Origin of the sequence: Kocuria sp. CPCC 205297, assembly GCF_040981035.1 — a bacterium.
In the GTDB taxonomy this organism is placed as follows: Bacteria; Actinomycetota; Actinomycetes; order Actinomycetales; family Micrococcaceae; genus Kocuria; species Kocuria marina.
In genome coordinates this window covers 1-2,747 of record NZ_JAVKPY010000028.1, presented here as the reverse complement: position 1 = coordinate 2,747, position 2,747 = coordinate 1, and the positions used below count along the sequence as shown (strand labels likewise).

Below are 2,747 nucleotides of genomic sequence, written 5' to 3'. Positions count from 1 at the left end.
AGCAATCACCACATTTTGAGTGGGTTGACGAATAATCTTCAGGACGCTGATGTTCAGGAGACGCAGGAGTGGATCGAGTCGTTTGACGCGTTGATCCAGGCGCAGGGTACCGCGCGGGCGCAGTACGTGATGCGGGCGTTGTTGCAGCACGCGGGCACGCATTCGGTGGGTGTGCCGATGGTGACGACGTCGGATTATGTGAACACGATCCCGGTGGATCAAGAACCCGAGTTCCCCGGTGATGAGGAGATCGAGCGCCGCTACCGGGCTTTCCTGCGCTGGAACGCGGCGGTGATGGTCCACCGCGCTCAACGCCCGGAAGTCTCCGTTGGCGGGCATATCTCCTCGTACGCGGGGGTGGCGACGTTGTATGAGGTGGGGTTGAACCACTTCTTCCGCGGACCTGACCATCCCGGGGGCGGGGATCAGGTGTTCTTCCAGGGTCATTCCTCCCCGGGTAACTACGCCCGCGCCTACCTCGAGGGCCGGCTCACGGAGGAGCAGTTGGATGGGTTCCGGCAGGAGAAGACCCACGCCCCCAACGGGTTGCCCTCGTACCCGCATCCGCGGTGTTTACCGGATTTCTGGCAGTTCCCCACCGTGTCGATGGGGATCGGGCCGATGAACGCGATCTACCAGGCGCAGTTCAACCGGTACCTGCACAACCGCGGTATCAAGGACACCTCCGACCAGCACGTGTGGGCGTTTTTGGGGGACGGGGAGATGGATGAACCCGAATCCCGTGGTGTGCTGCAGTTAGCGGCGAATGAGAAGTTGGACAACCTCACCTTCGTAATCAACTGCAACCTGCAACGCTTGGATGGCCCGGTACGCGGGAACGGGAAGATCATCCAGGAGCTGGAAGCGTTCTTCCGCGGTGCGGGGTGGAATGTGATCAAGGTCGTGTGGGGCCGGGAATGGGACGCCCTACTGGAGGCGGATCACACCGGGGAGCTGGTGCGGATCATGAACGAGACCCTGGACGGGGACTACCAGACCTTCAAAGCCGAATCCGGTGGGTTCGTCCGTGACCACTTCTTCGCCCGCTCCGCAGCCACCAAAGAACTGGTGGCCGATTACACGGATGAGCAGATCTGGAACCTCAAGCGCGGCGCCCATGACTACCGCAAGGTGTACGCGGCGTACAAGGCGGCGGTGGAACACACCGGCCAGCCCACGGTGATCCTGGCCCAAGGCGTCAAGGGCTACGGGTTGGGTCCGCACTTCGAGGCCCGTAACGCCACCCACCAGATGAAAAAACTCACCCTCGAAGACCTCAAGGCCTTCCGGGATCATTTACGGATCCCGATCAGTGATGAGCAACTGGACTCCGATCTCTACAACGCCCCCTACTACCACCCCGGACCCGACTCCCCCGAAATCAAATACCTCCTGGAACGCCGTCAAGAACTCGGTGGGTTCCTCCCGGATCGCCCCCACACCCAGCAGGCGATCACCTTGCCCTCGGACAAAGCCTTCGCGTCGGGGAAGAAGGGTTCGGGCAAACAACTGGCGGCCACGACCATGGCGTTCGTGCGGATCCTCAAAGACCTGATGCGGGAGAAGGACTTCGGGCACCGCATCGTACCCATCGTCCCGGACGAGGCCAGGACGTTTGGGATGGACTCGTTCTTCCCGACCGCGAAGATCTATAACCCCAACGGGCAGAACTACCTCTCCGTGGACCGCGAACTGATGCTCGCGTACAAGGAATCCGCCCAGGGTGTGATCCTGCACCCGGGGATCAACGAGGCCGGGGCCACCGCTGCGTTCACCGCCGCGGGCACCTCCTACGCCACCCACGGTGAAACCATGATCCCGGTGTACATCTTCTACTCCATGTTCGGGTTCCAACGCACCGGGGATGAGTTCTGGGCAGCCGCCGATCAGATGGCCCGCGGGTTCGTGATCGGCGCCACCGCCGGGCGTACCACACTCACCGGTGAGGGCCTGCAACACGCTGACGGGCACTCCCCGATCCTGGCTTCGACCAACCCCGCGGTGATCCACTACGACCCCGCCTACGGGTACGAGATCGCCCACATCGTCAAACGCGGGATCGAACACATGTACGGGCACGCGGATGAGGATCACAACGTGATGTACTACCTCACCGTCTACAACGAACCCATCCACCAACCCGCCGAACCCGAAGACGTCGATGTGGACGGGATCCTCAACGGCATCTACCTGCTCAAACCCGCCACCAACGAAGGCCCGCGCGCCCAGTTGCTGGCCTCCGGGGTCGGGGTGCCCTGGGCGTTGGAAGCCCAACGGATCCTCGCCGAGGAATGGTCGGTCTCCGCCGACGTGTGGTCGGTGACCTCGTGGACGAACCTACGCCGGGATGCTCACGCCGCCGAACATGAGGCGTTCCTCAACCCCGGTGAAGGAACACGCACCCCCTACATCACCCAAGCACTAGCAGGGGCGACGGGACCGGTGATCGCTACCAGTGATTACACCTCGGCCCTACCGGACTCCGTGCGTCAGTACGTACCCAACGACTGGGCCTCGCTGGGCGCTGACGGATTCGGGTTCGCTGACACCCGCGCCGGAGCACGCCGGTACTTCACCATCGATGCGCACTCAATGGTCGTACGCACCCTGGAAATGCTGGCCAAACGCGGAGAGATCGACTGGTCCGCCCCCGCAGAAGCCATCACCCGCTACGACCTCACCAACCCCGCCGCCGGCACCAGCGGTAACACCGGAGGCGACGCCTAACCCACCAACCCACCACCACG

At 62.9% G+C, this 2,747-nt stretch carries 1 protein-coding gene; it reads left to right on the top strand.

All coding sequences use genetic code 11. The features are described 5' to 3' along the window. Positions 1 to 15: 15 nt before the first annotated feature. Positions 16 to 2,727 (top strand): pyruvate dehydrogenase (acetyl-transferring), homodimeric type, encoded by a 2,712-nt coding sequence (gene aceE, locus RF650_RS13470; RefSeq protein WP_318546045.1) that lies wholly within the window; start codon positions 16 to 18, stop codon positions 2,725 to 2,727. Positions 2,728 to 2,747 lie beyond the last annotated feature (20 nt).